General features: G+C 48.4%; 24 protein-coding genes. 8 read left to right on the top strand and 16 right to left on the bottom strand.

Translation table 11 applies throughout. The annotated features are described in order from the left end of the window. Positions 1-76 precede the first annotated feature (76 nt). The 16 genes from VSQ62_RS20610 to VSQ62_RS20535 form a co-directional block, all read right to left on the bottom strand. The gene (locus VSQ62_RS20610) at positions 77-1,342 is read right to left on the bottom strand and encodes a site-specific DNA-methyltransferase (protein ID WP_334636634.1); all 1,266 of its coding nucleotides are present in this window, start codon (positions 1,340-1,342) and stop codon (positions 77-79) included. Continuing rightward, positions 1,343-1,924, bottom strand: coding sequence for a P27 family phage terminase small subunit (locus VSQ62_RS20605; RefSeq protein ID WP_118475215.1), 582 nt, complete (start codon positions 1,922-1,924; stop codon positions 1,343-1,345). 116 nt (positions 1,925-2,040) lie between these two features. Next, a complete protein-coding gene (locus VSQ62_RS20600; RefSeq protein WP_118475213.1) occupies positions 2,041-2,388 on the bottom strand; it encodes an HNH endonuclease in 348 nt (115 codons plus the stop codon). Between the two features lie 162 nt (positions 2,389-2,550). Continuing rightward, on the bottom strand, positions 2,551-2,979 hold the full coding sequence (locus VSQ62_RS20595; RefSeq protein WP_154544805.1) for a DUF722 domain-containing protein: 429 nt from the start codon (positions 2,977-2,979) through the stop codon (positions 2,551-2,553). Beyond that, complete coding sequence (locus tag VSQ62_RS20590; protein ID WP_334637733.1) at positions 2,976-3,200, bottom strand: hypothetical protein; 225 nt, start codon at positions 3,198-3,200, stop codon at positions 2,976-2,978. The genes VSQ62_RS20595 and VSQ62_RS20590 overlap by 4 nt, the downstream gene beginning before the upstream one ends. Beyond that, complete coding sequence (locus VSQ62_RS20585; protein ID WP_334636633.1) at positions 3,200-4,552, bottom strand: SNF2-related protein; 1,353 nt, start codon at positions 4,550-4,552, stop codon at positions 3,200-3,202. The genes VSQ62_RS20590 and VSQ62_RS20585 overlap by 1 nt, the downstream gene beginning before the upstream one ends. Then, positions 4,533-4,814, bottom strand: coding sequence for a VRR-NUC domain-containing protein (locus VSQ62_RS20580; protein WP_031475226.1), 282 nt, complete (start codon positions 4,812-4,814; stop codon positions 4,533-4,535). Before VSQ62_RS20580 ends, VSQ62_RS20585 begins: the two co-directional genes overlap by 20 nt. Positions 4,815-4,955: 141 nt before the next feature. Further along, positions 4,956-7,229: a phage/plasmid primase, P4 family gene (locus VSQ62_RS20575; RefSeq protein ID WP_334636632.1), complete on the bottom strand. Its 2,274-nt coding sequence runs from the start codon at positions 7,227-7,229 to the stop codon at positions 4,956-4,958. Continuing rightward, positions 7,229-7,558 (bottom strand): hypothetical protein, encoded by a 330-nt coding sequence (locus tag VSQ62_RS20570; RefSeq protein ID WP_334636631.1) that lies wholly within the window; start codon positions 7,556-7,558, stop codon positions 7,229-7,231. Before VSQ62_RS20570 ends, VSQ62_RS20575 begins: the two co-directional genes overlap by 1 nt. Positions 7,559-7,562: 4 nt before the next feature. Next, the gene (locus VSQ62_RS20565) at positions 7,563-7,985 is read right to left on the bottom strand and encodes a DUF7768 domain-containing protein (RefSeq protein WP_334636630.1); all 423 of its coding nucleotides are present in this window, start codon (positions 7,983-7,985) and stop codon (positions 7,563-7,565) included. Positions 7,986-8,071: 86 nt separating this feature from the next. Beyond that, positions 8,072-10,072 (bottom strand): DNA polymerase, encoded by a 2,001-nt coding sequence (locus VSQ62_RS20560; protein ID WP_334636629.1) that lies wholly within the window; start codon positions 10,070-10,072, stop codon positions 8,072-8,074. A 64-nt stretch (positions 10,073-10,136) separates the two neighbouring features. Further along, a complete protein-coding gene (locus VSQ62_RS20555) occupies positions 10,137-10,328 on the bottom strand; it encodes a hypothetical protein (RefSeq protein ID WP_334636628.1) in 192 nt (63 codons plus the stop codon). 18 nt (positions 10,329-10,346) lie between these two features. Next, positions 10,347-10,919 carry a DUF2815 family protein gene (locus VSQ62_RS20550; RefSeq protein WP_334636627.1) on the bottom strand — a complete coding sequence of 191 codons (573 nt, stop codon included), beginning with the start codon at positions 10,917-10,919 and terminating at the stop codon, positions 10,347-10,349. After that, positions 10,912-12,051, bottom strand: coding sequence for a DUF2800 domain-containing protein (locus tag VSQ62_RS20545; protein ID WP_334636626.1), 1,140 nt, complete (start codon positions 12,049-12,051; stop codon positions 10,912-10,914). Before VSQ62_RS20545 ends, VSQ62_RS20550 begins: the two co-directional genes overlap by 8 nt. Further along, positions 12,041-12,370: a DNA ligase gene (locus VSQ62_RS20540; protein WP_334636625.1), complete on the bottom strand. Its 330-nt coding sequence runs from the start codon at positions 12,368-12,370 to the stop codon at positions 12,041-12,043. The genes VSQ62_RS20545 and VSQ62_RS20540 overlap by 11 nt, the downstream gene beginning before the upstream one ends. A 299-nt stretch (positions 12,371-12,669) precedes the next feature. Next, complete coding sequence (locus VSQ62_RS20535) at positions 12,670-13,182, bottom strand: sigma-70 family RNA polymerase sigma factor (RefSeq protein ID WP_334636623.1); 513 nt, start codon at positions 13,180-13,182, stop codon at positions 12,670-12,672. Positions 13,183-13,650: 468 nt separating this feature from the next. Between VSQ62_RS20535 and VSQ62_RS20530 the strand changes: the two genes are divergently transcribed. The 8 genes from VSQ62_RS20530 (at position 13,651) to VSQ62_RS20495 (ending at position 26,339) form a co-directional block, all read left to right on the top strand. Continuing rightward, positions 13,651-13,845: a helix-turn-helix domain-containing protein gene (locus tag VSQ62_RS20530; protein WP_031475217.1), complete on the top strand. Its 195-nt coding sequence runs from the start codon at positions 13,651-13,653 to the stop codon at positions 13,843-13,845. Between the two features lie 49 nt (positions 13,846-13,894). After that, the gene (locus VSQ62_RS20525; RefSeq protein ID WP_334636622.1) at positions 13,895-16,576 is read left to right on the top strand and encodes a type I restriction-modification system subunit M; all 2,682 of its coding nucleotides are present in this window, start codon (positions 13,895-13,897) and stop codon (positions 16,574-16,576) included. Next, positions 16,567-17,022 (top strand): restriction endonuclease subunit S domain-containing protein, encoded by a 456-nt coding sequence (locus VSQ62_RS20520; protein ID WP_334636621.1) that lies wholly within the window; start codon positions 16,567-16,569, stop codon positions 17,020-17,022. Before VSQ62_RS20525 ends, VSQ62_RS20520 begins: the two co-directional genes overlap by 10 nt. Before the next feature lie 190 nt (positions 17,023-17,212). After that, the gene (locus tag VSQ62_RS20515; protein WP_120397169.1) at positions 17,213-18,595 is read left to right on the top strand and encodes an IS1380 family transposase; all 1,383 of its coding nucleotides are present in this window, start codon (positions 17,213-17,215) and stop codon (positions 18,593-18,595) included. 282 nt (positions 18,596-18,877) lie between these two features. Next, positions 18,878-19,654: a restriction endonuclease subunit S gene (locus VSQ62_RS20510; protein ID WP_334636620.1), complete on the top strand. Its 777-nt coding sequence runs from the start codon at positions 18,878-18,880 to the stop codon at positions 19,652-19,654. Positions 19,655-19,669: 15 nt separating this feature from the next. Continuing rightward, the gene (locus VSQ62_RS20505) at positions 19,670-22,846 is read left to right on the top strand and encodes a type I restriction endonuclease subunit R (protein WP_334636619.1); all 3,177 of its coding nucleotides are present in this window, start codon (positions 19,670-19,672) and stop codon (positions 22,844-22,846) included. Continuing rightward, positions 22,846-25,401 carry a YgjP-like metallopeptidase domain-containing protein gene (locus tag VSQ62_RS20500; RefSeq protein ID WP_334636618.1) on the top strand — a complete coding sequence of 852 codons (2,556 nt, stop codon included), beginning with the start codon at positions 22,846-22,848 and terminating at the stop codon, positions 25,399-25,401. Before VSQ62_RS20505 ends, VSQ62_RS20500 begins: the two co-directional genes overlap by 1 nt. A 20-nt stretch (positions 25,402-25,421) precedes the next feature. Beyond that, the gene (locus VSQ62_RS20495; protein ID WP_334636617.1) at positions 25,422-26,339 is read left to right on the top strand and encodes a restriction endonuclease; all 918 of its coding nucleotides are present in this window, start codon (positions 25,422-25,424) and stop codon (positions 26,337-26,339) included. Positions 26,340-26,341: the final 2 nt, after the last annotated feature.

Here is a 26,341-nt window from a genome sequence, read left to right as displayed (position 1 = left end):
AAGCCTTATTTATCAAGCGATTTCCGACATTTTCTCAGGTAGAAAATCGCCGAAAAATCCGGGCAGAAATTGTGTATTATACACCCGCTGTCGGAGAGGTCTCGACTTCCTTTGCCAGAGCGGAATAGAAGAGCTTTTCTCCGTTCCTTATTACATACACATTCTCCTCATCGCCGGTATCCTCTACGTAGCGACGAAGGATGACAGAGGCGTATTTCGGATCGAGCTCCATCATGTAGCAGACGCGGTTCAACTGCTCGCAGGCCATCAGTGTGGAACCGGAGCCGCCGAAAGTATCAATAACTACAGAATTCTCCTGAGAGGAGTTCTGGATGGGATAGCCCAGAAGATCCAGCGGCTTGCTGGTCGGGTGATCCTTATTGCGCTTTGGTTTATCGTAGTTCCAGATGGTGGTCTGCTTGCGGTCGGAATACCACGGGTGCTTGCCGTTTTGCAAAAAACCGTAGAGCACAGGTTCATGCTGCCATTGATAATCGGATCGACCGAGCACGAGGCTGTTCTTTACCCAGATACACACACCGGCGAGATGGAAACCTGCGTCAATGAATGCCTTTCGGAAAGTGAGCCCTTCAGTATCCGCGTGGAAGCAGTAAGCGGCTCCGCCTTTTTCGAGGTGGTCAGCCATGTTCTTAAACGCTGCCAGCAGGAACTTGTAAAATTCCTCGCCTTTGAGAGAGTCGTTCTGGATCGTAAGACCATCCGAGGCTTTGAAGGATACGCCGTAGGGCGGATCGGTCAGAACAAGGTTTGCATTCTTGCCGTCCATGAGCTTTTCCACATCTTCCGGCGAGGTGGCATCGCCACACATGACTCTATGTCTGCCGACCGTCCAGATGTCGCCGGGCTCTACGAAGGAAGCTTTCTCAAGGGCAGCGGTGAGGTCAAAATCATCATCGGCGATGTCCTTTTCGCTTCCGGTGCCGAGCAGTTTATCCAGATCACCGGCATCAAAGCCGAGGAGAGATAGGTCAAAGGACTGATCCTGCAGGTCAGATAATTCGACCGACAGCATTTCCTCATCCCAGCCTGCGTTAAGCGCCAGCTGATTGTCTGCAAGAATATACGCACGCTTTTGTGCTTCCGTCAGGTTCTCGGCAAAGACGCAGGGCACGGTTTCATATCCTTCCTTGCGGGCAGCCGTAATGCGACCGTGGCCGACGAGGATGTTGTAGTCCGCGTCAATGACCGCAGGACTCACAAAGCCGAACTCCCTGAGAGAAGCCCGGAGCTGTGCAATCTGTTCTTTACTATGCGTCCGGGCATTCCGGGCATAGGGCACCAGTTTATCAATAGGTACCTGTTCTAATTTCTGTGTGTTCATTTACATATTCCTCCTGCTTCGAAGCAGCTGCTCCATCACGCTGTCCTGCGGGCTTCCCTCAAAGGGCTCGGTGCAGTTCTGCTTCACAATGTCGTAAATCTCATACCAGAGCAGGTTGGCCTGCTTCTGAAAATTCATCAAAAGCTGTGTGAATGGACTCGCAATTGCAGCGCCGGTGGTCGGGTGCTTTCCGAGCATGCCGTATTTGCTGACAGCTTCGGAGCACTGGATATACCGGGCAAAGGCCTCAGAGTAGCTTTCGAGCAGGCGCTTGTTTACCAGCCTCTCGCAGCCGCGCTCCTTGAGCCACAGCCATGTTTCCTTATAGATTTCATCTGCGCCGAGGGGCTTACCGTCCTTCTGAAGAGCAGAGAGGTAATCATCCGGGCTTGGCATATCCATGCCTTCCAGCTCCACGCCGTCACCGATGTCGTCAACATCGAAGTCGGTCATGTCGTCAGTGAAGTCCGGCAGCTCCATACGCTTTGCAGGTGCGCCTTTCATAATTTTGTCGGCGAGGGCGTCCGGCTTGGAGCCAGCTTTGACACGCCGCCCGCCGCGATAGGTTCCGTCTTTCGCCATGTCGATCACTTCCATTTCTGTGGTGCAGGGTTTAATACCCTGTTTGAATTGCAATTTTTGCATAAAAGACCCCGCGCCGTTTTCCGGGGAAAAGGGTCGTAGAGATTTTGACCGCCCTACCGGTCGCCGCGCTCGCGGTGAATCTTCTCGTGACACGAACGACAAAGACTCATAAGGTTGGACTCGTCATTCGATCCTCCGTCAGCAAGCGGCACGATGTGGTGGACTTCCTCGACCGCGACGTAGCGTCCTTCCTTTAAGCACTGCTCACAAAGCGGGTGCTTGTGAACGTAGCGGTCACGGATTCGTTTCCATGCTCTGCCGTAGCGTTTGCCGGTAGAGTAGCCACGCTGGAACTTCTCGTAGTGTTGATCCATGATCTTTGCGTGCTCTTCACAATAAACGCCGTCCGTAAGGTGTGGACATCCGGGATAGCGGCACGGTCGTTGTGGTTTTCTTGGCATAAGCCGTGCCTCCTTTCAGGGCATAAAGAAAGCCCTGCAGGGTGTTCCCGCAAGGCTCGTGTGCTGCGTGTGCAGCTGTTCTTTATTCTGTTTTGCTGATTATATACTATCATAAAGGACGGGTGGACATCTTAGGACAAAGCAGGACATTTCGGGCGCATTTCAAATGATAATCGGATCATCCGGAAGCGTCACATGAAGGAGTGCCTTGCCATGCCAGCGGCGAATGGTACGGGCATCTGCACAGAGCTCCATCCCGATTTGCTCCCATGTATAGTTATGGATGTACCGGTACTTGAGTACCATGCGCTCGTCGGTATCAGGAACTGCCTCAATGACCTCCCGTATCTGTTTCTTGAGGTCTGATAGCATTTCCAGCTCACCGGCGATTTTCTTTTCCAGTGTCCACAGTTTCTCAAGCGTCCGGACAAAGGGAGCTTCCGTATTTCGTGATGTCTGTACGCGGTCTTTATCATATTGGATAGCCGACACGCTGCCTGCCATCTCACGCAGGTTTTGTGCTTCTATCGTGTCGGACTTGATTCTCTGATCAAGGCGGTAGGCCTGATGGAGATATTCTTTTACTGTCATAAGGGCTTCGCCTCCTCTCGTAGTTTTTGTATGAGATACTCGCCGTCTACACTCGTTAAGGTCTTGTACCAGCCGGAGCGGAAGAACCGTTCACATTCCATTGCGTCCGACATGGCAGCTTGATTACCGGGCTTCTTTTTTAGGCGCTTCAGGGCGTCCCGGTAATCCTTTACTGCCTGCAGCACGATGGCGTTGGCGAGATTTTCATAAGGATCGGCCATCACACCACCTCAAGGTCAGCCTTGACCGCGTCAATCAGTGCGGTCTGCGTCATTTCTTTCTTGGATAGCACCTTTACGATCCTTTCGTCGATGGTGCCCTTGGCAATAATGTGTTGGATCACGACAGTGCCGGATTCTTGACCTTGCCGCCAGAGACGGGCGTTGGTCTGCTGATATAATTCCAGAGACCATGTAAGGCCGAACCACACAAGGGTGGAGCCTCCGGCCTGAAGGTTCAAACCGTGACCGGCAGAGGCCGGATGGATGACTGCTACAGGAATCTTTCCCGCATTCCAGTCAGCAATATCGCGGCTGGTCTTGATCTCCCGGACATTGAAGCGGTTCTTGATGCGGCTTAGGTCATGCCGGAACCAGTAGGCCACAAGAAGCGGTTTTTCATTGGCGGCCTCGATAATATCCTCCAAAGCGTCCAGCTTCCTATCGTGGAACTCGATGACCTCACCGGTATCGGCATATATGGCACCGTTTGCGAGCTGTGAGAGCTTGCCCGTAAGCGATGCGGCATTGGCAGCAGTCACTTCACCATCGGGGAGCTGCAATATGAGCTCCTGTTTCAAATCCTCATAACGGCTGCGCTCAGAGTCGGAAAGCTGCACTTCATATTCTGTTGAAACCAGTTCCGGCATCTTCAAATGGTCGGTGGACTTCATGGAAATCGTGATATCTGAGATCCTCTGATAGATGGCATCTTCCGCATAGGGCAGCGGCTTGTAGGAATAGATGATCTCGCCGTTTCGCTTGTCCGGCATGAAGTAATTTGTCCGGTACTGCGTGATAAAGCGTCCGAGGTGCTCGCCCATATCCAGCACTTTAAACTCTGCCCACAGATCCATGAGACCGTTGGAGGAAGGAGTACCAGTCAGGCCGATAATCCGATGAATCCGTGGCCGTACCTTCATCAGCGACTTGAAGCGCTTGGATTTATGATTTTTGAAGGACGACAGCTCATCGATAATCACCATATCGAAGTCAAAGGGAAAGCCGGACTCATCAATCAGCCACTGCAGGTTTTCGCGGTTGATGATCGTGATATCTGCTCCATGCATGAGGGCGGCTTTTCGCTCCTTCGGTGTTCCGACTGCGACCGCATAGGTCAGACCTCTTAGGTGCTCCCATTTCTGGATTTCCGCTGGCCATGTATCGCGGGCGACTCTTAAGGGAGCCACCACTAAAACACGATGCACTTCGAAGCTGTCAAACAACAGGTTATATACTGCTGTCAGGCTGATGATCGTCTTGCCAAGTCCCATATCTAAAAGGACTGCGGCCACAGGGTGCTTTTCAATATAGCGGATGGCATAGTCCTGATAATCATGTGGATTGAAGTTCATCGATCATCCCTCCAATCTGCTTCGGATCGTCAATGACATATACCCGGTAGCCAAGCTCCCGCAGCAGCCTGTGGCGCGAGAGCTGGAGAGGGCGTGGCTTTTTGCCGGGTGCCTTCAGCTCTGCGAAACCGATATGGCCGTCAGGGAGTAAGATCAGGCGGTCGGGCATTCCTGCGAAAGAGGGACACACCAGCTTAAGTGCAATGCCGCCGTTCTTTTTCACCGCCATAGTTAACTTGTTTTCTATCTGTTTTTCTATCATTGCAAACCTCCGTCAGGCGTTAATTTCAGGGGATGTGCAAGGTGTATCAATGGTATTTACCAAACTTTTTCTTAGAGCTATTTTTTAAGGGCTAAGAGAGTTTTTATATAAGACCTTGATACACCTTGTCATAGTCCCGGATTACTGCAGAAAATCTTCCTCTGCACCGCTGTCCTCATGAATCTTTAAACCCTTGAAATAGCGCTTCCGATTCAGCGTCAGCCGCTCGAATCCGGCTTTCTCCAGCGCAAAGTAAAAATCTGCCGTGCTGCGCACATACTCATTGCAGTCCAGCGAGTAGTTGCGGTATGCCTGATAAAGTGCCGATGAGCTTTCCTTAAAGGACTCATCCACATCACACTTCTCGTCCAGAAAATGTCCGAACCAGTCGTTCTGGCTGCGATATTCATCGATGGCCTTTGTTACGCAGTCTGGCACCGGAATCTGGTAGTCCAGCGCGATGACCTTTTTAGCACCTTCGATGATCCATGCCAGAATGCTTTCACCGGCATTTTCATATAGGTACTCACCGTAATTTTTGATGTCGGCCTTGCCCTCGATCTTGGCGTTGAACGGGATCACGATAAGCCTGCGCCAGATACCGTCATCGGAAGCGGAGACGCGAGGCAGGTGGTTCGTATACAGCACCAGCGTATGGCAGGGCTTGAAGGAAAACGGGTCTTTATACTTTTTCTCCGCAAACACATCGTCCGTAGAGCAGAGCTGCTTGACGGTGGAGTCGTTGAGCCTTGCGCCTTCCTGCATTTCCGCAGCGATCAGTAGGCGTTTACCTTTGACCTCAGCCATTTCCGGCTTGATGTTTCTGCGGCAGCCGACGGTCAAGGTATCTGCGGATATATTTCCGCTGTAGAGTCCCAGCACGCGGGAGATCGCATTCCAGAAGGTGGATTTGCCGTTGCGTCCATCGCCGTATGCGATGATGAGCCCCTCCACAAAAACTTTCCCGATAGCAGCAAGGCCGCAGATCATCTGTACATAGTCGATAAGCTGCTGATCCTTCTGAAAAATCAGATTGAGATTATCCTGCCAGAGCTGCGCTCCTTTACTGCCGGGTGACACGGACGTGATTTTCGTAATAAAGTCATCTGCAGAATGTTCGCGGGCATCGGCCATACCTTTGCGAAGGTCGTAGGTCGCCTCCGGTGTGCAGAGCAGGAAGCAGTCTGCGTCCAAGTCTCTCGGCGAGATTTCCAACATCGGGCGCGCCTCTTTGAGGGTAGATGTAATGTTCTTGGAGTCGCGTCTGCGAACGGCAAAGCTCTGGTAGGCCTTGGCGGCAAGGAACTCCTGATAGGCCTCCATCTGCTCGTCGCTCATCAGCTGTTCAGCTTTGGCTTTGGATGTGTTATCAAGGATTTCCTGCGCACCACAGTTTTTGAGCTTCTGCAGAGCCTCCATCATATTTCGATTGGCTTCTGCGAGCTGCCTGCGAGTCAGTTCGTGGGCGACAGCCTGAGCGCCGGGTTCCGTTTCCTGCCAGTAATGGTCGCTGTATCGGATAAAGTGGGTGGCCGGTGAATAGCGCAGCTCGTTTGCGAAATACTTCGAGAGCACCTCGGCCTGCCCGACGTCGGAAAAGTCCTCCGGCTTATAGCTGTTCTCATCGTTGTAAACTTCCGGAGGGACATAACCCTCCTCACGGCTGATCTTGGAATAAAAGCGCTGGGCACTGTGCCAGATTGTATTAAGCTCACTGTTATCCAGAGGCGGCACGCAGATCGCGGCCTTTTCCAGAAAACTTTGGTAGGCTTTTTCCGTATCGCCGTATTTCTTAATGACAATACCGGCAAAGCGGGACATGGTAGCGTTACGGCTTCCTTCAGGGATCACGACATCTTTTTCATGCCCGCCGGGCAGGTCTGCATCGAACTCGTCGTCATTCAAAAATTCCGTGAGGTTCATGCGACCGGGATAGAGCTCCACATTCGGCTCCTGTGTTCCGAAGAAGAAGCGAGCAGCATCCAGAGCCTTCGTATCAAAATACGGAAATATGGAATTGACCAGCTTCTTCATATCGCTATAGAGGGCGGCATCCGTCACTCGGTCGATGGGAAAGAGCACATGGAACTTTGGCCTTGCCGGTCTGCCGTTTTTCTCGCGCTGATTAAAGCGGCTGTAATGGATGGCGAGGCTTACTCCCGGAAATGCCTCCAGCACGTCTGCCGGTGTGATCCAGTCTTTCGGATCTTCTGAATGGTCGTTATCACAGTCCACGGGAAGACAGTCAGCGGAGAGGAAATTGTCGCTGTTGCGGTAGTGATTTTTGTACTCCGCACACACATAGTCGTGACCGACTGCGTCTCTCATGCTGTCCGCGTCCATGACAACGGTCTTATGCGGATAGGAGCAGTTTCCGGGATTGCCGATAAAATCGGCGCTATACAGGGTAAACATCAGTCGTACACCTCCTCCGATTCTTCCTCCAGCACCTTCGTGATAAATTTCAAGGCGCGGATCATGGTTTCCAGTTCGCAGTCGCCGCCAAGGGTAACTTCAAAACCGTTGCAGCCGAATCTGTCCATAAAAGGCCTGACATGGATATCTGTGCTGGCTTCATCGGAAATGCGGAAATAAGTGCGTCCGCCGTGGCCGGTGTCGCCACCTTTGTAGCCGGTCGTCCCAACTTCGACCTGCAGGATATTGGCACTTACCACATCACGGGTGTAGGTAGTGATCTCCGTGCCATCGAAAAGCTCTCTGCGATTTTCTTTAATTTCATACATAGCGTTAAACCTCCTGACATTCTTCTGTGAAATAGCGCAAGTGATAGCCCTTCCACTTGGCGCGTTTGATTTCTGCTTCCATACCGGATGAGATGCGGCTACCGAATACCCAGACCTCAGCACACTTGCTCATGAGGGCATTCCCGAAGAAAAGACCAAGCTCACGTTCTTGCGGATTGTCATCATCAAGGAACTGCGGAAATAGCAGATGCGGTGCGATAGGGATATATCCCTTGTCCACGGCAAAGCGGCTGTAGCGTCTGGCATTGGCCACGTTTGTCTCCACATCTCCGGAAAACGGAGAGCAGATGTAGACGATAGGCCGGAAAGCACGAAGGGACTGCTTTTCATTTGCAGCAATCCGGGAGAGTGCTTCACCTGCAGTTGGGTCAGGATAGCCTTCGCTGTTGCGATAATCGTTGCTCACTCAAAAGTCCTCCTTTCCGGGCAGACTTAAAGGCGTCCACCTCCAATTTCCACTGGAGATGAACGCCTGATTTGAGCGGACGATTTTTAATCTTTTTTGTAAAAGGGCGTGGTGTAACCGTCGGCGCGGAGCTTCAGGCCTTTTGCCCACGGAGGAGTCCTGCCCATCTGTTCACAGAGAACGTCAAGAGACATGCGAGGATCCGCTTCGATAACCAGCTCGTCGTGGATATGCATGACGATGGAGCAGCAGCGCAGCGTCTTCATGGCATAGCAGAGAATGTCGCGGGAGGTTGCCTGCACGATATTTTCCACGAATTTCGGCCCGTATGAATCGAGCCGTTCCCATTTTTTCGTACTGCCTATGCCCTCATAGGTGATACACTCGCCTCCGAATTTATTCGTACCGACCTTTGGCTTTACATAGGCGAGGTTCCGTCCGGAGGGCAGTGTAATAAAGAGCATCCCGGAGCGACAGGAGAAGGTAAGTCCGTAGCTGCTGGTTGCGTGTTTATATTTCACGGCCTCCATAACAGCTCGGTCGACATCCCACCAGAATTTCACGATATTGGGATTTGTCTGCCGCCATGCATCCACCAGCGGAGGAAGCTCATCTTCGGAAAGTCCCATCTCAATAGCGCCCATTGCCTTTAAGGCACCGACCGAGCCGCCGTAGCCGAGCGCAAGTTCCGCGATTTTGCCTTTTTGACGCAAGTGGCCGTTAATGCCATGCTTCTCGACCGGAACATGGAACATCTGACTGGCGCTGGCGCAGTAGATGTCACCTCCGGTTTCAAAGACTTTTTGACGCCACGTCTCACCGGCATACCACGCGATGACTCTTGCTTCGATGGCGCTGAAGTCGGAAACATAAAACTGCGTACCATCCTTCGGGATGAATGCTATCCGGATCAGCTGGGAGAGGGTGTCCGGGACATCCTCATATAAGAGCTTCACGGCATCAAAATCTCCGGATTTTACAAGAGCGCGTGCGTCGGCTAGATCCGGGAGATGATTTTGCGGGAGATTTTGTAATTGTATAAGCCTGCCTGCCCAGCGTCCGGTACGATTGGCTCCGTAAAAAGCGAACATGCCGCGAGCCCTGCCGTCATCACAGACCGCACGCTCCATAGTCTGATATTTCTTGACGGAGGATTTGGCAAGCTGTTGTCGGAGTTCCAGAACGGTCTGAAGTTCTGGCGGAGCGGTTTTGATAAGCTCTGCCACGACCTTCTTTCCAAGGCTGTCAGTTTCGAGCCCGTTATCGGAGAGCCACTGTTTCATTTGCTGGACGGAGTTTGGATTATCAAGTGCTGTCATATCTTTCATGGCAGCAGTCAGTTCTGACCGGGAGCGGGAGTCCATTTCGATGGCTTCCTTTACCAGATCCATATCGAGCCGGACACCTCTGTCGTTGATTTCCTGATCAATGTGGTATTCATCCCAGACCTCATCCGGCACAGGGAATTTGGCAAGACGATCCTTAATGCCGATCTCGGTTTCTACATCGCGGATATTATATTTTTTGAAGGCCTCCCACTTGTCCGGCGCATGGAAAGGGTGATTCCTCGTGCGACCGCCGTTTGCTTTCGTCGGAGCGCAGGGCACGGAGAAGTATTTGATCAGATCTTTTCCCTCAGTGAGTTTCTGCTTTTCAAGACCGAGGACAGAGCCTACGCCTTCCAGAGAAAGCGGCAGTCCCATTGTGGCCGCCCAAACCATAGAGCAGCGCCAACTTTCCGGATTTAAGAAGTGTGCGCATGCGCATTCGCATTCGGTCGAGAGAGGGTGGTTATCATGGAAGGGGTCGAGGCTTACTCCAAGATCACGGAGATATCGGGATAAACACACCCGTTCAAAATTTGCATTGAAAGCCCATTTGATGACAGTATCATCAGTCAGGGCATCTATAATTTCCTGCGGCAGGCGCTCTCCCTGTGCAAGGTCGATGACCGTTACCTCGGAGCCGTCGACGCTGTAGCCAAACAGCAGTATTTCAAAATCCGGTGACTCGGCATATTTATATACGCCGCACTTGGATAGATTCACGTCGCTGTAGGTTTCGATATCAATACTGAGTGTTTGCATAGATTTTCACCTCAATTCAAACAAGCGGCTTAAGATCGCTCCTAAGCCGCCTGCCGGTACTGGATTATTTCAGGGATTCCATACGCTTGATATGGTATTCGTTGTCCTGCGCGGCCTTTTTCTCCTCACGTTTCTCACGCTTGAAGTCGTTGATCACCGTCTGGATGGCGACCACTGCCCAAGACAGGACTACGATGCAGAAGCACCCGATCAGAATGTTGCAGAGAAGGGATGAAATCATAACTGTGCTTTCCATTGTTTTGCGCTCCTTTCCTTAGTTGAGAAAATCTTCATCGTCGTCAGTAGCAAAGTCGGACTCAGCGCTTGCCTTGCCGCCGAGAGGCTCACCATCGCGGATTTTCTGCAGGTTGTTGAGCCCGCAGGCGATTCCCTTGTTGCCGGAAGAGTTGAATGCATAAAACGTGATGCTGGCTCTGCCGTACACGCCGCTGTACACTTCGGAGCGGGTGAGAATCGGATTCAGGTCTGCGTCCACGATACCGGGAGCAGAGGTTGCATTGGCGTTGACGAAGTAGGCGTTCTTGTAGGCCTCGTCGTCCGGACGCTCTGCATCGCCGTCACGCAGAGGAGTCTTCAAAACAGAGAGCGCCGGTACGGACTTGCCGTTGCCCTTGAGCTTGGCCTCGCCCTCCTTGTAGGCAGCCTCGATAGCAGCCTGAATCTTGGCGATGGTCTTGGTGTCGGACTTCGGGATGATGAGACTCACGCTGTACTTGGGAGTGCCGCCGTTGATGGACTTCGGCTCCCAGACGTTTGCGTAGCTCCAGCGGGTGCTGGCACCGGTGATAACCTTCATGGGATTGCTGATTTTTACATTCTTACTCATTGTCGTTTTCCTCCATAAAATCATTTTTTGCTGTATTCATGGCCGGGCGCTTGTCGCTATCCGGCACAAGTGTGGGTTTGCCCTGCGGCTTTTCAATGTAAGCCGTTAGGAGTTCATCAAAGCGGGACTTGCCGAGGAGCTTCTGCATGGCGGTGATGCCGAGCAGCTTTTTCTCATACGGGTCAAAGCCTGCTTTCTCGACCGCGTCAATGACGGCGGCCTCGTTGCTGTATCTGCGGTTGCTGCGTCCTTCAACGAGCTTAAAGCCAGTCCATTCCTTACCGGAGAGAGCTTGCTGCAGGGCGTATTCCTTGATATCGGAAGCCCAGCTAACCAGTTCATCTACCTTGCCGAGAATGACCTCGATCTCGGTATCCGTAAGCAGTGGAGGGAGCTTAAAATCATGCTGCGCGAGCTTCAGATTTGCCTCGGCTCTGGCGCGACATTCATTTTTCGCCTTGCAGAAGCCACACCATTCACCGCATAGGAAGTTCCCGTCACCGGCAAAAGCCAGATCTGCTGTGGGCTTTAAGACTTCATCCGCCCAGCGGTACAAGTCGTCCTTGCTGATTTCGTAGGTGCTGACATTCTGACGCCTCGGTTGGTAAATAGTCATAGAAACCTGTTCGATGTCGTAAATGTCATCGAAAAGCTCCAAAGCGCCGAGAGCGTAACACTGCATCTGCGGATTCTCCTCTGCAGAGACCAAGACACCTAAGCCGTGCTTGTAGTCGATCACTCGGAGCGTACCGTCCGCAATGATGATGCAGTCGGCGGTTCCGAAGCCCTGTTCTACCCAGCGGGAGAAGTCCACACGCTGCTCGATCAGAACTACCGGGTCGGCACAGGTTCCCTTGGCGGCCTCAACCTGTTCCAGCACATATTCGGCATAGCCGCTGGTGCAGTCCTCCATCTCCTCGGAATACCACTTAAGGCCTTCGATCGGATCGTTGGCAGGCATACCGAGTGCGGTCTTGAGCTTGTACTCGCCAAGCGCATGAGCGTCGGTTCCTTCTGCAGCGTAGACCGATCCTTTGTCCTCATAGGTTTCGCAGAGTCTCGCTGACGGCGGGCAGTGCAGCCACCTGTCGGAGCTGGATGCGGACAGGATCGCGTGTGCTTTAGCTGACATTGCCAATCACCTCCGCGTCCTTCATAAGGGCTTCGTAGTTTGCCAGATCGATCTCCGAGAGCTTTGCAGCACCGTACTTCTGGAGCAGGGCGCGTACTTCTGCGGTATGACCGGCACGGGACTTCTCAGCAAGGACGGCTCTTACATCCTCCAGCTTGAGCTCAGGCTTCGGTTTCTTCTTGGTGGGAGCTTCAGTGGCCTGCGCATCATCGTCATCACCGGAAAACTGCTGGTAGAGCCAGTCGGCTGCGGCATTAATAGAAGCAGCAGCGGTGCGGAGCTCTTCGATGGTCTGTGCCATTTCTGCCATCTTTGACATTTTCTTTTCCTCCTTCCTCGGATTGGCTTGCGGCAAGGAGTGAGAGGTTCCTTGCCAGTCTGGCGGATACGTGGCTGATGGAATTCAGGAGTTTGATCTTCTCGTTCAAGTTGCCGCCAGTGTCTGCGTAACTGCGGTACATCATTTGTTCACCTCGCTTTCTAAAGGCTGTGTTCTCTTGCCTTCATCTTCCACTGGAGATGAACTGCCGATTTGAGCGGAGGATTTTATAAAAAAATTCCGACCACCATCCGATTGATGGACAGTGGCCGGAAAGGGTGTGATTCGTGGTGCTTATATTACTTGTCGCCGGTAATTCTGCGCAGGTCGGTGCGGTACTTCTTCATCTGATCCGCAAAAGTCTTCTGCGGGCGACCGAGCTCTCTTGCAATGGCACGGTCGGAGATACCCTCCGGGTGATCCTTCCAAAGCTGAATGATGGTATCGGCCTCCGGGTCGAGCTCACGCAGTCTGGCAAAGAGCTGCTCTAAGAGCATACGGTCGGCGATGACTTCCTCCATCGGCTTACTGCGGTCGGGAATATAGTCACCAAGGGTGCCGTTGCCATCAGGGAGAGGCTGATCCAGAGAAGTAATGTCGCCTGCCGCATGATATTCGCAGCCGATGCAGTCACCGTCGCACTTCCAGATGAAACGGTAGGGACACATGCACCTGCCGTGATCCTGCTCTTTGTGGCGAATACGGTCGGCTTCCTTATAGAAGGAATCGTGCTGCTCTTTGGTGACCAGAACCTTCTCGCCAGTGCTGCGAACGTAGATGAAATAGGTCTTCTGATTGTCGTTGTTTTGCATAATGAAAGCCCTCCTTCGGCTTTTGACGAAATGGAGAGCTCCAGACATGCAAAACCAGACCACAGGCGTGAGGGCATACCGAAGGATTACTCCATTTCGGCTGTACCTCACTTCCGGTGATCGGTACAGTATTTGATTGTCATCGGTAGTCACGTGGAACCGGAAACACCCTGCGCAGATGGCTCCCACGTGCTAAGGCAAGTATGCCATTTTTCGGGATTGGAACCTCAGACACAGGCATGTCCGTTTTTGCGGTGCTGATAGGCAGAAACGAGAAGGCCAAGATGAACTTTATATTGAAAAATGGATAAAAAAAGACCAGACATAGTTGTGTCCGGTGGGGAATTTTAAGAACGCACAAATAAAAAATAATATCAACAAATAACAGCAAACTATTGAAAAATTCACATTTATGGTGTATACTAAAAGAGTTGAGCTGTATTCAGATTCAAATCACGAGGTGAGAGCATGGAAGAAATCATGAATGACAAATGGATAAGCATAGATGAAGCTGCGGAATATTTAGGAATCAAAACAGTTACTCTTCGCAGCTGGATCAGAAATGGTAAGGAAGGTTTGCCTGCTCAAAAAATCGGAAAACAGTGGAAGTTTAAAATTTCCGAACTCGATGAATGGGTTAAGAGCGGTAAGAGCGCTGACTGATTCGCACTGAAAATCAAAGAAAATCATTAGACAAGGAGCAGGCAAAAAAATGGCTGTCAAGAAAACACAATTATATGCATCGCTTTGGGCGAGCTGCGACAAACTTCGCGGAGGCATGGATTCCTCGGAATATAAGGACTATATCCTGACGCTTCTGTTCATGAAGTATGTCACTGATAAATTTAAGAATAAGGGAGCCTACGAGGACATCAAGGTCTTCGATAAGGCACATGACAAAGATCCCGATCCGGAAAAGCGGACGGGCTGCTCCTTTGATGACTTTATCGCGCTTAAGGGAAAGAAGAACATCGGCGAGGGCATGGACAAAATTATCGCCCGTCTTGCTGACGAGAACACCGACCTGAAGGGCGTTATTGATATTGCACATTTTAACGATGAGAAAAAACTCGGAAGCGGTAAGGAAATGGTCGATAAGTTGACCGACCTTATCTCCATCTTTCAGCGCCCGGAATTGGACTTCTCCCGGAACAAGGCCGAAGGTGATGACATCATCGGAGACGCCTACGAATATTTGATGCGCAAATTTGCCACGGAAAGTGGAAAGAGCAAGGGACAATTCTATACACCTGCAGAGGTTTCCAGAATCCTCGCCAATGTGGTAGGAATCAGCCGTTGCACGGATACCAGCGCCACGGTATGCGATCCGGCCTGTGGAAGTGGCAGCCTATTAATTCGAGCTATCGACGCAGCTCCATTCCCAATCATGGGTTATGGTCAGGAGAAGGAAAGCACGACAGCCGGTCTTGCTAAGATGAATGCGGTTCTACATCGCAAGGCTGAAATCACCATCAAGAGCGGTAATACATTCTCGAATCCGCAGTACCTTGATAAATCGGATAACTCTGTACTTGAACGTTTTGATTACATAGTGGCCAATCCGCCCTTTTCCATGAAGAACTGGCGCGACGGTATTGCCGGTAAAGAGTATGGTCGCTTTGAAGGCTATGGGGACACACCTCCTGAGAAGAACGGCGACTATGCTTGGCTCATGCATATCCTTAAGGCATTGAAGTCAGATGGCAAGGCTGCGGTTATTCTCCCTCATGGTGTTCTGTTCCGTGGAAATGCCGAAGCGACTATTAGAGAATCAATTATAAAGAAGCACTGGATCAAGGGCATTATCAGCCTTCCGGCAAACTTGTTTTACGGCACTGGCATAGCCGCCTGCGTGCTCGTGATTGATAAAGAAGGAGCTGCAAACCGACAAGGCATCTTTATGATTGATGCCAGCCGTGGGTGCGTTAAGGACGGCAACAAGAATCGTTTGCGTGAACGTGATATCTATAGAATCATTACGACGTTTAATGAGCAGATAACTACAGATCCAAAGTATGCGCGTTTCGTACCAAACGATGAAATCGAAAAGAAAAACGGGTATAACCTGAACATTACTCGCTATATTGACTCCACAGATCCGGAGGATATTCAGGATATTTATGCGCATATTCATGGCGGTATTCCGGCGGTTGATATTGACAGTCTGTCTAAGTATTGGGAGGTGTTCCCTTCGCTGAAGGCAGAGTTGCTGACGGCGATTAGCGATAAGTATTACAGCCTGAATGTGGAACATGAGAATATCCGTCAAACGATATATAAAAATGCCGAGTTCTCAGAATACGGCGAGAAACTTGATGAGGCTTTCGCAGCTTGGAAGGCCAAGGAATATCCTGCGTTATCTACTCTTGACGAAGATGTATCTGCGAGAGAGTTAATTGTTAGCCTTGCGGAGGATATCCTTGCTGAATTTGAACACCTGACGCTGATTGATAAATACGACGTGTATCAAGTGCTTCTAGCTTATTGGAATGAGGTCATGAACGATGACGTGTCGCTTATCATAAGCGAACCGGATGGCTATGCCAATGCCAGAGCGACAGACAATATCGAGGAAGAGATCACGCAGGGCAAGAATAAAGGCGAGATGAAAGTCACCGGATGGGAAGGCAGATTGATTCCAAAGGCCATAGTTATAGATACCTTTTTCCGTGAAGAGAAGAATGCTATAGAAGAAGCTGAGAATATTGTTGCAGAGACGGAATCCCAGCTTGTTGATTTGATTGAGAGTGCAGACGAAGAATCTGCTCTTGCAGATGTGGCTGAGAACGGAAAAGTTAAAGCGAAGGATATCGAAGCCCAAATAGTCGAGTTGACAAGTACGATTGAAACAGAAGAAACCATAGAGCTGGATGTGATCCGCACGGATCTCCAGCTTGTTAATACGAAGAGGCGGCTGGAAGCATATCTTGTTGGACATCCGCTTTGTAAGAGCGCAGTCAACGAAAATGGAAAAATCACAAAGAGCTCTATTGACTATCGGTTACATATTATTCGTACAGAAGAATGCGTACCTGAGAGTTTGCAGGATGACGTAAACCAGTTGAAGGCAGCTTTAGATCTTTGCAGCAAGGTATCTGATTATAATAAGGTTGTTAAAGATCTAAATAAGGCTCTGGATGAAAAGTGTCGGGCAAGATATGAAGTTTTGACTGACGATGAAATTCTCGACCTGCTTGTGAATAAGAAGTGGTTTGATAGTATTTTCTCAGGTATAAACGATTTGTATACTGCGATTTCTCATTGCCTAACGAGCCGGATTATTGAACTTGCTGAACGATATGAGAATACACTTCCGGAGCTTGATAAAGAAACAATTGAGTATGAGGCGAAGGTAAAGTCTCATCTGGAAAGGATGGGATTCAAATGGGAATGAAAAAGACGGAAATAGGGATGATCCCTGAAGAGTGGGATGTTCAAAGCTTCTCTGACACTTTTCGTGTCCTGAACAACAACACTTATTCCCGTGCTGAGCTTAATTATGATAGTGGTCAATTCAAAAATATACATTATGGCGATGTCCTTATCCTATTTCCGGAGGTGCTGGATTGTACCAGAGAGGATGTTCCGTACATAAATGATGGAGTAAGGATATCAAGTTCAGCGCAGCCTCTCCAAGATGGAGATGTTGTAATGGCAGATACTGCCGAAGATGAAACTGTCGGCAAAGTTACTGAGGTTACAAATACGTCTGACAAACCGGTGATGGCTGGGTTGCATACAATTCCTTTCAGAGTGAAGTCCGGCAAATTTGTGCCTAAATGGCTGGGTTATTACATGAATTCGCATTTGTATCATGATCAGCTCTTGCCATATACCTGAATCCGTGAACTTCGTTTAAAGTAATACTTTGGCATGCTTCTAAAATTCAATATCTTGATATATATCGGCCAAGATATGGTGCTCACCGAATAGGTGGATAATTATTGCCTTTTTTCCGCTGTCGGTGTATAATGATATCATCATCTTATACACACGGAGGCCAACTAAAATGAGCATGAAAGAACATGTTATGTTTGCATATAACACCATAAAGTATACATTCAGCAATTCCAGGATTACACCCTATGGCGGTCTGCTGATTCCAGGACAGATGTTAAAAGCTGTTGATTTTGACACGAAAATTGACAAATATTCTTCGCCATCCAAGGAATATAAGAACAGTGATGTACTAAAGGCCATGCTTATCGGTATACTCTGTGGGAACGCTGACTTCGAATCCATCCATGAAACCGATGATGACCCTGAGTTTTTCTGCAATGCTTTCCATATGCGCCATATCCCATCGGAGCCAACCATGCGGCAGCGTATGGACGAAATCGGCGCCAGTATGCAGGGTGCGCTGCGTCAGATCAATGTGGATCTGTTCAAAAAGTTTGGCGTGGAACCGTCTGCATTGGAAAATGGCTATATACCAATCGACATCGACGTGAGCCCTTTCCTTGATGAGAAATGCAATAAGGAAGGCATTTCGAGAACTTATAAAAAGAAGGATGGCTATGCGCCTATCTTCGCCTACATTGGGACAGAAGGATACCTTATTGCATGCGAACTACGGGAGGGAAAACAGCACTGCCAGAAAGGGACACCAAACTTTCTGGTCGAAGTATTAAAACTTGCCCGTCAGATTACGGACAAACCACTCTTGATTCGTCTCGACTCCGGAAACGATTCTGCGGATAATATCGGCATTTTCATGGAAGAGTGTTTCCGGGGGGACAGGGTGCATTTCATCATTAAGCGCAACATCCGCAAGGAGAATCCGCAGGAGTGGCTGGACAAAGTAGGCGGTGTATGCACAAATGTAAAGTCTTCACGGGAAGGGAAAAAGGAATACATTGGGCAGACATTCCGGGACGTATCTTATAATGTACCTGATGCCAGTTCAAAATCCGGCCATAGCAGGAAGACCGTTGGAATCCGAACCATTTACGATATAACAGAGCGTGCCTGTGACCATGATGGGCAGTACTATATCAGCCCTAAAATTGACTGTGATATGTACTCCGTCAATGTAGATTTTTCGGACGAAGACATCATAGAGCTTTACCATAAACATGGAGAAATGGAACAGTACCACAGTGAAATCAAGACGGACTTATGTGCAGAGCAGTTTCCATCTGGAAAGTTCGAAACAAACGAACTTGTCCTGGAACTGATCCAGCTGGCCTACAATCTCCTGCGGATGATTGGACAGGCATCACTTAGGATCAGCGATATCCCCATGAAAAGACCCGTAAACCGCCGGAGGCTACGCACGGTAGTTGAACGGATCATCATGACCCCCGGGGTTGTGACAAAGCATGCAAGGCAGGTGAGACTTGATCTGGGGCGGAGTAATCCCTGGAGGAACGCAGCTTCACAAATAAGCAGGATATTCCAAGCTGCAAAATAAACGAAAGATATCCTACATTTTCCTTGCCATTGGAATGGTTCGATGAGCCTTAGTTAAGGTATGGCAATTTTAGAGAAATTTTACCTAAGTGGCTGGATAGTAGTTTGATTCAAAGTGTATGATTATCGAAAACAATATTTTATTGGCATGAAATTGGTACAAAGAGTGCCTCATATTTCTTATTTACCGATTTCATTTTATTTTTAGGTTAGGTTCACGGATTCAGGATATATTCATGGGACAAAGGTTTCATCTGTTTCCAAAGGTTCATTAGGAGATACAGTGATACTTCTCCCTAAAACTTCTGAGCAGAAAAAAATTGTAAATGCACTGTCTGATGTAGATGCTTTGATCGAGAATTTGAAAAAAATCATTCGAAAGAAGAAGGATATCCGTAAGGGAACACTGCAGATGCTTATCACTGGTAATAGACGACTGGATGGATTTTCGGGAGGTTGGGTAAAAATCAATCTTTCAAAGAACTCCAAACTTAAAGCGCGTATTGGATGGCAGGGATTGACCACTGCGGAGTATTTGGATGAAGGTTATTCATACCTGATTACTGGTACAGATTTTAAGGATGGTCAGATTAACTGGAATGATTGTCATTATGTGGACTACAACAGGTATGAGCAAGATCCCAATATTCAAGTCTCAAACGGCGATCTCCTGCTTACAAAAGACGGTACCATTGGAAAAGTTGCATATGTGGCTGATCTAACCAAACCGGCGACACTAAATAGTGGCGTATTTCTTGTAAAGCCTATAACGGATGCATATACAGCACATTTTATGTTTTACGTATTAGAGTCGTCAGTATTTAAGGATTTCCTTCAGCAACTGTCAGCGGGGTCGACGATTAATCACTTGTATCAGAAAGATCTTGTGAAGTTCGACTTATATGTACCACCAACGAAGGAAGAACAAGAAGCCATAGCTGGTATCCTTTTTGACATGGATTCAGATATCCATAGACTCGAAAAGAAGCTATCAAAATACCAGAAAATAAAGCAAGGAATGATGGAAGAACTGCTGACCGGCAAGGTTAGATTGATGTAAGGAGGTGTCTGTAAGATGAGTATTGGGGATGCCGAAATCAAAACACAGGAAAGAGTGATCCGCCTCTTTAAAGATCCGGAAATCTTGGGTTATCAGTATATCGGTAACCTGTCGGATTATCAGAATAAGAACATCAAGGAAGATCGCCTGCGCCAGTACCTTCGATTGAAGGGCTATGCAGACAAACTGATTGATGCTGTTGTTATGCAGCTTCAGCAGGAAGCGGGTAATCTTTCACGCGGGTTATATGACGCGAATAAAACTGTATACTCTCGCTTAAAGTACGGTATTCCGGTTAGTGAAAGTCCTGAAAAGCCTCCGGTGACTGTGCAACTTATTGATGAAGAAAATCCGCTGAATAATGACTTTGCAATCGCTGAGGAAGTAACTGTTGTTGAGCAGCAGGAGAAGAGGCCGGATCTTGTCATCTATTTGAATGGTATTGCTGTGGCCGTTATTGAATTAAAACGAAGCAGCATCTCCGTGTCCGAAGGCATCCGCCAGAATCTCACAAACCAGAAGGACTCTTTTATTCGAGGCTTCTTTACTACCATGCAGTTCTGTATGGCCGGAAACGAATCGGAAGGCCTGCGCTACGGCACGCTTCTGACCGGAGAAAAGTTCTATATGGAGTGGAAGGATGACGGCTTCAAAGAACATGAGGAGGAGCGTGATCCAGTAGATGTTCGTATCAGTAAAATCTGCGAAGGCATCGAGAATAAACTCCTGAAGCAGATATATGCCATGTTCGATAAGAAACGTTTTATCGACCTTATCATGAATTTCGTTGTTTTTGATAAAGGTATCAAAAAAGTGTGCCGGTACAATCAATATTTTGGCATCAAGCGCACTCAGCAGAGGCTCAATAATCTGAGGACAGAGCTTCACAATCCGAACAGAGATCCGGATAAACCGATGGGGGGTATTCTTTGGCATACACAGGGTTCCGGCAAAACGCTGACAATGGTATGGCTTGCAAAATGGATTCTGACACATTGGACGGAGCTTAATGCCCGTGTCCTTATCGTGACAGACCGAGATGAGCTTGATGAGCAAATAGAAAAAACATTCACTGGTGTGGATGAGAATATTGCTCGTACCAAGAGCGGTAAAGATTTGCTGAATCGTTTGAATGTATATGATGATTCGCTGATCTGCTCCCTCGTGCATAAGTTTGGCCGTCGTGGCGGAGAAGCAACGGAGAACGATTACGAAAAGTATATTGAAGAACTGAAAGCCTCCCTCCCTGCTGATTTTGAGGCAAAGGGGAATCTTGTAGTATTTGTTGATGAATGTCACAGAACACAGTCCGGTAAGCTCCATACGGCGATGAAGACTATCATGCCGAATGCAGTATTTATTGGCTTTACGGGTACTCCGTTGCTGAAAAAGGATAAAAAGATTAGTATCGAAGTTTTCGGTACATACATCCATGCTTACAAATATAACGAAGGCGTTGCCGATGGCGTCGTGCTGGATTTGCGATATGAATACCGTGATGTTCCGCAAGATTTGTCGTCACAGGATCGTGTTGACCAGTGGTTTGATGTAAAGACCAGAGGCCTCTCTTCTCGCGCTAAGGCAAAGCTCAAAGAGAAGTGGGGCACGATGCAGAAGGTATACAGCTCCCGCTCTCGTCTGGAAAAAGTGGCATGGGACATCATTCAGGATTTTAACATGAAACCTCGTCTGATGGACGGCAATGGAAATGCCATCCTTGTGGCTGATGGTATTCCTACGGCTTGCAAGTACTACGAAATTTTTCAGCAGATGAGCTTTAAGAAGTGCGCCATCATATCTTCCTATACACCGAACAAGGGTGAACTGCGCACTGACACCGTCAGCGATGAGGATGATACCGAAACTTTCCTCAAATACGAGACATATTTGAAGATGCTGGGACTTGATCCGTCTGATCTTCCGAATGCAGGATCGGTTCAGGCGAAGGTGGAGGAATTTGAAAAGGAAGCAAAGCGCAAGTTTGTAGAGGAGCCTGCAAATATGAAGCTCCTTATCGTCGTGGACAAGCTGCTCACTGGATTTGATGCGCCTCCTTGTACCTACCTTTACATCGACAAGAGAATGCAGGATCACGGCCTGTTTCAGGCGATTTGCCGTGTCAACCGTCTTGATGATAGTAAGGACTTCGGTTATATCGTGGATTACAAACAGCTGTTTGGACAGCTCCAGACTGCAATGAAGGACTATACTTCCGGCGCTTTTGAAGGATATGATCCGGAGGATGTAAAAGGACTTGTTAAGGATCGCCATGATGCTACGGTATCCTATTTTGAGGAAGTGTATGATGCCGTCGAAGAACTCTGCGAAGGTGTCGAGGAACCTCGTGGGGAGATCCAGTACATCCATTATTTCTGTGGTGTTTCCGGTCAGTCGGAGGAGAGCGACGAGATTTATGCACGCTTGAGAGAAAAACTCTATCGTCTGGTGAGCAGTCTTGTCAGAGCTTTCGCGGAAGCAAAGCCATATCTGGTTGATGATATCTCATCTGGCAAACTGAATGAATATGACAAGAAGGTCACTTTCTACATTGAGCTGAAGAAAACCATCGGTACGGCCAGTGGTGATTTCCTAGATTTGAAGGCCTATGAGCCTGATATGAGAAAGATGATCGATAACTATATCACGGCAGCGGATGCTGAGAAGATTGGCGATTTTGATGATCTTACCCTATTGGATTTCGTAGCAAAACAGGGCGAAACGCTTACCGGTGAAGGTGATAGCGGCCACAAGGAAGGTGCAGCAGAGGCCATCGAGAATAACATCCGTAAGAAGGTTATCGAAAAGGTTACCGTCAATCCGCGCTATTACGCAAAGATGTCAGAAATCCTTGATAAGCTCATCGAAGAGCGTAAGCAGGGAGTTCTTGACTACGCTGAGATGCTTGAGAAATATATAAAGTTGGCCAAGGATGTTGATTGCCCGGAGGATAACGATAAATATCCGGAAAGCATCCGTAAGAGCAAAGCGCTCATGGCCATTTATGACAACACCGGCGAGGACGAGAAACTTGCTCTTCGCATTCACAAGGCCGTGAAAAAGCAGGCACTGTCTGGTTTCAGGGATAATCAGGTGGTTGTCAGGAGAATAAAAAAGGCTCTCTTTGAGATTCTGGGTGATGACTCCGAGGTGGAACGCATCTATAAGATCATTGAGAAGCAGGAGGAGTATTAATGCGCATTGTCATTTCCGGGATTCCGATTGATGTGCAAAAAAAGAATATAAAGAATATGCACCTTCAGGTGAAGCCGCCGGATGGACATGTGGTAATTTCTGCGCCTTTATCCGTGGACGATAAAGCTATAGAGGCTTATGCCAGAACTCAGCTGGGCTTTATCAAGAGGGCTATTGCGCAGTTTCAGGAACAGCCAAGGGCATCGAGGCGGCAGTATGTTTCCGGTGAGACGATGTATATCTGGGGAAAGCAGTTCTTCCTTGTCTTTAAGCCGGACAATCAGAAGAACAGCTTCGAGATTCAGAACCAGAATATTGTCCTTTCCATGAGTGCAAAAAGCACGGTAAAGCAACGGGATGCCTATGTCAAAGAGGAATATCGAAAGATTCTAAAAGAAGAAATAGAAAAGCGCCTGCCCAAGTGGGAAGCACAGACAGGCCTTAAATGCGATTCTTGGCAAACAAAATATATGGTCACAAAATGGGGCGCCTGCAGCACGGATAAAAAGAAACTATGGTTTAATCTGCAGCTTGCTCAGAAGCCGTATGCTTGCCTCGATTATATTATTTTGCATGAACTGACGCATTTGCTTACAAGAAAACATGACGCCACATTCATCGCGCACATGGACAGGTATATGCCAAACTGGCGGGAGGTTCGTAAAGAACTCAACGACAGCAGACTGGACTACTATGAGGCGCAGGATGAAAGTCCACTGCAGAAACTGATCGACCAATCCCGTTATGATGACATCCGGGATGCGGCCATAGCTTATATTCAAGAGGAGCATTCTGGTGACGCGAAAAGGCTGTCGGTCATTGATATGGAAATTGAGAATGTTATCCATATTGAGCAGCTTGAGGATGGCGTGATTGCTTTCGATGTAATTGCATCATGCGATGTCGAAATGCCGTCCGCATCTCGCAAGGGTTATTTTAATGAGCGCTGGCTGAAGATTCATTGTCAGGTTACTCTTGGCATCGATATGAGTGGGTTCCGAATCATGTCTGTTGGTAATTGTGAGACGCAAGAGGAATCTGATAATGACCGCCTGTCCGGAGAGCTAGTACCTATTATTTCCCGCGAACAGTTTGAAGACGAGGCGGAGAAGTTCCTAACAAGGTATTGTCCTGAAGCGTTGGAAAAACCTATGAGGGTTCCAATCGAGACAATAGCCAGCGATATGAAACTACAGGTTATCGAAGATGTCCCTCTGTCGGATGATCTTACTTACTTTGGGACTATCATATTTGACAACGGGAATGTTCTCGATAAGCACCGGAAGATTACAATTCGCAATGCCAAACGAGGAACCGTATACCTTGATCCGCGCGTTTCCTATGAGAGATCTGTAGGAACAAAGCGTACTACGCTGGCACATGAGTGTTTTCATTGGCATCGTCATCAGCCATACCACGTGCTGATGAAAATGATAGGTGCCGATGACAATTTGGGAAAAGCAATTCAATGTCAGATAGCCGCTAATTCCATGGATTCAGATAAATGGAAGGCTGTAGACTGGATGGAGTGGCAAGCCAAAGGCGTCGCTCCAAGAATCTTGATGCCTGCGAAACCGACGCGCTTGAAGGCAGATCAGCTCCTTGCAGTTTATGGCGGGGCTGATGATGCGAGCATTGCAGCCTACGAGAATGTCATTGATGAACTTGCGGAGCTGTTCGATGTGTCGAGACAGGCCGCAAAGGTTCGCCTGATGGATCTGGGATATTCCAAAGCCGAGGGCGCATATCCATTTGTGGATGGTCAGTATGTTCGCGGATATTCATTTGAAGCAGGTGCCTTGGATAAGAATCAGACGTTCACTATTCCCTATGCCGATTTGTTTAAGGCGTACTGCTTTGATCGTGAGTTTAAGAAGCTGATTGACAGCGGACAGTTTATTTTTGCAGATCGTCATCTCGTTCTCAATAACGAGAAATACATATCGAGAGATCAGTCCGGGAATGCTACGCTGTCAGAATATGCTCTCTCGCACATGGATGAGTGCTGCGTCGTCTTCTCGAAGGGATATAGTTATCAATCGAAATATCAAGGGGCGAGGTATTACACGCAGTTTATGCGTAATTCAGCGCCAGTTGAAAATCAGGTCGAGTATTCCTTCGAGCTTAATGCACACAACAAGGCACTTCTTGATCAGATCAAGAACGCAAAGCGACGTTCTGAAGCATTACGCAGATATCCCGGCTCTTTTGCAGAGACACTAGTCGCGTTGCAAAAAGAGAAAAAGCTCTCAAATAAGCAATTGGCAGACCGCTCGCTTGTTGGCGAAAAGACCATACAGCGGTTGAGAAATGATGAGGAATACCCGACTTCAGTTCAGACAGTTCTTGCATTATGCGTAGGTCTGAAGTTGCCTTTGCCAGAAGCTGAGATGTTTCTCGGTAAAACGGATTTTAAATTGAATTCGATGAAAAACGAAGGTTACGTTTATCAATGTGTTTTAGCGGCCTGCGCTGAGAATACGATTTATGAAATAAATGAAATGCTCAAAGAAAACGGAATTACACCTCTTGGGAGTGATCCAGATCTTCAGTGAGTCAAGGAGGAGGACTAACAATGGCAGTGCCAAAATACGATGAATTGATGAAGCCTTTATTGACAACAGTAAAAGACGGTGAGGTCTATAAAATTAAAGACGTTACTGCCGTGTTAGCTCAACAGCTAAATTTATCAGCGGAAGACCTCGCAGAAATGCTTCCGAGCGGCAGGCAAACCGTGTTTAAAAACAGGGTCGGATGGGCGAAGACTTATCTGAAAAAAGCTGGACTCCTTGATAGTCCTGCCCGCGCTACTATTGTTATTACAGAAGCTGGAAAGAAGGTGGTTGCAGAAAATCCGGAGAAAATAGATTCCAAATATCTGGAACAGTTTCCTTCATTTGTAGATTTTGCATCCGCCTCTGATCCTACAAATGGAGATGATACAGTGCCTGTGATTTCAAAGCAGACGGATCTTACACCCGATGACCAGCTTGAAGACGCATACAAGCAGATTAATGCAAGCCTTGCATCTGATTTGTTGAGTGAAGTTCTGAAAATTTCACCATACACCTTTGAAAAGCTCGTTGTTGATCTTCTTTCGAAGATGGGATATGGAACTGTGGCTTACGGAAGTCATGCAACAGTCGCTTCCGGTGATGATGGAATTGATGGCGTGATCATGGAGGACAAGCTCGGCTTTTCTTTGATCTATATGCAGGCTAAGGAATGGGCACCGGATAGAGTCGTTGGACAGCCGGACATTCAGAGCTTTGTAGGTGCGATTGCCGGGAAGCACGGTGATGGACTTTTTGTTACATCAGCTAAATTCTCGCAGAAGGCTAAGGATTACGCAAATACTCATCACATTATTCTGATTGATGGTGAGAGACTTGCAAATCTGATGATTGAGTATAACTTCTGTGTGTCAACGAGGAAAACGTTTGAAATTAAGGCAATCGATACGGATGCTCTGGCTGAATATCAGGACGAGTAATT

It is taken from the genome of Sporofaciens sp. JLR.KK001 (assembly GCF_036941055.1).
Lineage (GTDB): Bacteria > Bacillota > Clostridia > Lachnospirales > Lachnospiraceae > Sporofaciens.
Note: the sequence above shows the minus strand (reverse complement) of the source record. Positions and strands in the feature narration are given on the sequence as shown.